We start from the raw sequence: 4,727 nt of genomic DNA on the forward strand, positions 1-4,727 counted from the left end.
CGCAATGAATGAGGCAATCAGCCGGGCGAAAGAGACCGGAGCCGGGTTCGTTGCGGCACGGAATAGCACCCACTATGGTGCTTCGGCCTATTATGCGATGATGGCCCTGGAACATGACATGATTGGTTTCACCGGAACAAACAACGTGCCAGTCGTGGTTGCGCCGGGAAGCAGCGTCCCGGCGCTCAGCAGTAATCCGTTAGCGGTAGCGATACCTTCGGGAGAAAGACCCCCATTTGTAATCGACATGGCGACTTCGGCGTGCGCCGGAGGCAAGATTGAGATTGCTCTGCGTACCGGAAATGGTATCCCCGAAGGTTGGGTTATAGACAGAGAAGGCAATCCGATAACCGACCCCACCAAACGCTCCGGAGCCGGTGGTGGACTGTTACCACTTGGTAGTACGCCGGCGCTGGGTGTCTATAAAGGGTTTGGACTTTCCATGATAATTGATATCCTCAGTGGCCTGCTTTCAGGGTCAGTTACCAGCCTTCTTAAGGAGACACCACCGGAGGCGAGAGGTAACTATTCCGACCACTTCTTTGGGGCGCTACGTATTGACAGCTTTGTACCTGTTGCGGATTTCAAGAAAACTATGGATACCTACATAAACGCACTGGAAGCACTCCCCACGGTACCGGGAGTAGAAAGAGTGACAGTTCCCGGTCCCTTCGAGGCGGGGATTGTCAAGGAGCGGCAGGCCAATGGGATACCACTCGATCCGAAGGTCATTGACGACCTGAAGCTGCTGGCTGAGGAACTGGGCATGGAGTATAACCTCTAGAACAGGGTTGTGTGAAAATCTCATGTCCGCCGGGAGTGGATAAGATATACTTTTTTAGGAGGCTGAACAATGCATAATCCGGTCAAGGAGAAGCTGCAAAAGGGGGAGGCGGCGATAGGGACATTCGTCGGCATCGGGCACCCGGATGTCACCGAGCGACTTTCACTGGTCGGCTTCGATTGGCTTTTACTGGATGGTGAACATGGACCGCTTGGCTTTGAGACCATGCAGGCAATGATGCAATCGATGAGGGGTGACAGCTGCTCCCCAATAGTACGAGTGCAATGGAATGACCCGGTGGTCATCAAGCGCTCCCTGGACATCGGTGCTCACGGCGTCCTGATACCCTGGGTGAACAATAAAGAGGAAGCCGAAGCAGCCGTGGCTGCCTGCAAATACCCGCCGCAAGGAATCAGGGGTTGCGGGCCGAGACGGGCAGCCTTGATTGGCGGACGTGATTATATAGCCACTGCAAATGAGAGCCTTCTCGTTGCGGTCCAGATAGAGACCGCGACTGCTGTTGATAATATCGCAGACATTCTTGCCGTGGACGGTGTGGATGTTGCTTATATTGGACCTGTAGACCTGTGCATGAGCATGTTCGGTGTTCCGGGTAAATGGGATGACCCTGCCTATCTGCAGGCCTTTGATACCGTACTGGAAGCCGCTGCAAAAGCAGGCAAACCGGCAGGAATGTACTGTAGCTCGGGCAATATCGCGTGGGCTATCGAGAAGGGATTCAAATTCAATTCGGTGGACAGCGACGACGCATTCCTGTTGACGGCAGCCCGTGCGGCTTTAGCAAAAGCCAGAGACACTGCAAACAAGTAAGCTGGTACCTGTATCTGTCATCTTGACTTCGGGTGAGAGGGTGGAGAAATGGTCAGACACCAGCAACCGGAGGACAGTCATCGCCGGAGAAGATTGGACCGGCGCGAGTTCATCAAAGGTGTCACCGCCTTCGGAGGGCTGGCGCTGCTTTCCTCATTCCTGCCCGGTTGTGCGCCCGGTAGCGACATAGTTCCCGGGGAAACTCCCCAGACGACCACTCCTCCACCAAACACCCCCTACCTGGCGGTAGCCCGCGGAGAAAGCCCGAAGCTCATAGTGCAGACGGCCCTCAAAGCACTGGGCGGAATAGAACGCTTCGTCAAGCCGGGCAATGATGTCATCATCAAGCCCAACATCTGTACGGCCTATCACTCCTATGAATACGCCACTACCACTAATCCCGAGGTAGTGGCGGCTCTTATCGAGCTCTGTCTCGGTGCTGGTGCTCGGCGGGTGCGGGTGATGGACCGGCCCTTCGGTGGCATCGCAAGGGTCGCCTATACCCGCAGTGGCATCGGTCCCGCGGTAAGTGCCGCCGGCGGCGAAACTGAGATAATGACCGAGATGAAGTACCGTGAGGTGGAGATACCCCAGGGGCGTGACATCGGGAAATGGACAGTATACGGCGACGTGCTGGATGCGGATGTGCTCATCAACGTGCCGATTGCCAAAGACCACTCCCAAGCCCGGCTCACCCTGGGGATGAAGAACCTTATGGGCGTTATTCACAACCGTAACCTGTTCCACATCAACCTGGCCCAGCGGATTGCCGACCTTTCCACAGTGGTGCGGCCATCACTAACCGTGGTCGATGCCGTACGAATCCTCGTTGACCACGGCCCCTCCAGCGGTAGCCTGGATGATGTCAGACTGACCAATACCGTAATCGCCAGCCATGATATAGTCGCCGCCGATGCCTATGCGGCCACCCTCTTCGGGCTTACCGGTGCGGATATTCCCGCCACCCGTATCGGGGCGGAAATGGGCCTGGGGACACTGGACCTTAGCAGCGTGAAAGTGGAAGAAATTAATGTCTGAACGGTATGGTCGCGGTGGCTGACAACGGCCCTGATAAAAAGAGAGTTTCGACCGGTTCGCGGAGATGGCGGCGGGCACGCCAGGTTGTCCAGGTTCTGGCACTGCTTCTCTTCTTCTACCTGCTTCTCGGTACACGGCAGGCAGGCACAACTGCCCTGCCCCACGACATATTCTTCCGACTCGACCCACTGGTAGGTATTTCAACCATGCTTGCCAGTCGCCAGTGGGTACCTGCGCTGGCAGTCGGTGGTGTCACCCTGCTACTGACCCTGGTGCTGGGCCGCTTCTGGTGTGGCTGGCTGTGTCCTCTGGGTACCATCCTGGACTGGACACCGGCGAGACGCCCTCGCCGGGGACGAAGCGATACTGCCGGCCACTGGAAATATGTCAAGTACCTGGTTCTCTCCATTACCCTGTTGTCTGCGGCACTGGGGAGCCTGACGATACTTGTTCTTGACCCGATAACGCTTCTGTTTCGCACCGTGAGCAATGCACTCCTGCCTGCCTTCAGCACTGTGGTTACTACCGTAGAAGGTTGGCTTTACAGGATGGAACCGCTGCAACCGGCGGTAGAATGGCTGGACGGCCTTGTCCGGGGCTGGCTGCTCACTGAGCAAGCATTTTTCATACCGGGCCTTCTGCTCATTGCTGTCTTCACCGGTGTTCTGGCGCTGAATGCCATCCGGCGCCGGTTCTGGTGTCGCTACCTCTGTCCGCTGGGGGCTTTACTCGGGCTGTTCTCAAGATTTGCCTGGCTACGGCACTTCGTCGATGAAGGGAAGTGCACCTCCTGCCGGCGCTGTGCTCTCTCGTGCCCGATGGGCGCTATCGACCCGGAGCGCGGGTTTGCCGCCAGTGCCGCCGAGTGTACCGTGTGCCTCGATTGCGCAGAAGCCTGTCCGGCAGGCGTAATCGCTTTTCGCGGGCAGAAGGTCCATCATGCGATACCACACTTCCAGCCATCACGACGGCAACTCTTCGCCTCCCTGGGTGTGGTTGCCATCGGGACGGCCCTGCTCAAGACAACGACGTTCTTCCGTAGTAAGAACCCTATGTTAGTCCGGCCGCCCGGTGTTCAGGAAGAGGAGTTACTGAGCAAGTGTGTGCGCTGTGGCGAATGTACCCGCGTCTGTCCCACCGGCGGGCTGCAGCCGAGTCTCACCACAGCCGGATGGGAGGGGCTCTGGACCCCGGTCCTGGTCTCTCGATTCGGCTACTGCGATTATTCGTGCAACTCCTGCGGGCAGGTCTGCCCCACCGGGGCTATTCCCAGGTTACCACTGGACGTCAAACGGCTGGCGGTCATCGGTCTGGCTGTCATCGACGAGGAGCGTTGCCTACCCTATGCCGAGGGCAAACCATGTATTGTCTGTGAGGAGATGTGTCCCGTCCCGGAGAAGGCAATACAGCTTGACGAGGAATCAGTGGTTAACGAGCATGGCGAGACGGTAATCCTGCAATATCCCCGGGTGATACGGCACCTGTGCATCGGCTGCGGTATCTGTGAGTACCAGTGCCCGCTCGAAGGCGAGGCCGCCATCCGGGTCTACGCACCCGGTGAAGCGCCACCACATGAGCAACCTCAACAACGCCGACGGGGCCAGCAGTAAATACCCCAATCCCGGACGGGTTCATTCATTATCATTCCCCACTATCCACCGGGCCGCTTCAAGAAGGCTGCCGGCGGTATAGTCTGCGGGGGCAGTGACCTCACTGCCCTGTCGGGGGCCGGTAGTTACCAGAACAGTCCGGCAACCCATTGCCCGGCCGGCATCGATATCCATCTGTGTATCACCGACCATGAATGACATGTCGAAATCGATATAATGCTCTTCCGCAGCCTGCCGGAAAAGGAGCGTCCCCGGTTTGCGGCACTGACAGCCGTCGTCGGGGTGGTGCGGGCAGTAGTAGATGGCGTCTATCCTGGCACCTTGCTTGCTTAACTCCTCCACCATCTTCTCATGTATCCGGGCCAGGGCGTCCTCTGTAAAGTAGCCGCGAGCGATGCCGGACTGGTTGGTGATGACGATTGTTCTGAATCCCGCGCGGTTGAGAAGCTTCACCGCCTCCGCAG

General features: G+C 57.8%; 5 protein-coding genes. 4 read left to right on the forward strand and 1 reads right to left on the reverse strand.

All coding sequences use genetic code 11. The features are described 5' to 3' along the window. From VMW13_10430 to VMW13_10445, 4 genes are all read left to right on the forward strand, one after another. Positions 1–784: Ldh family oxidoreductase (locus VMW13_10430; protein ID HUV45229.1), on the forward strand; the 784-nt coding region annotated here is incomplete at its 5' end. Between the two features lie 69 nt (positions 785–853). Beyond that, a complete protein-coding gene (locus VMW13_10435; protein ID HUV45230.1) occupies positions 854–1,615 on the forward strand; it encodes an aldolase/citrate lyase family protein in 762 nt (253 codons plus the stop codon). Positions 1,616–1,663: 48 nt separating this feature from the next. Further along, complete coding sequence (locus VMW13_10440; protein ID HUV45231.1) at positions 1,664–2,653, forward strand: DUF362 domain-containing protein; 990 nt, start codon at positions 1,664–1,666, stop codon at positions 2,651–2,653. Between the two features lie 14 nt (positions 2,654–2,667). Beyond that, entirely contained in the window at positions 2,668–4,263 is a 1,596-nt protein-coding gene (locus tag VMW13_10445) for a 4Fe-4S dicluster domain-containing protein (protein HUV45232.1), read from the forward strand. A gap of 21 nt (positions 4,264–4,284) precedes the next feature. On the opposite strand, the gene VMW13_10450 is transcribed toward VMW13_10445, so the two are convergent. Further along, the coding region (locus tag VMW13_10450; GenBank protein ID HUV45233.1) for an HAD family hydrolase at positions 4,285–4,727 on the reverse strand (443 nt) is incomplete at its 5' end.

The organism is Dehalococcoidales bacterium (genome assembly GCA_035529395.1).
Lineage (GTDB): Bacteria > Chloroflexota > Dehalococcoidia > Dehalococcoidales > Fen-1064 > DUES01.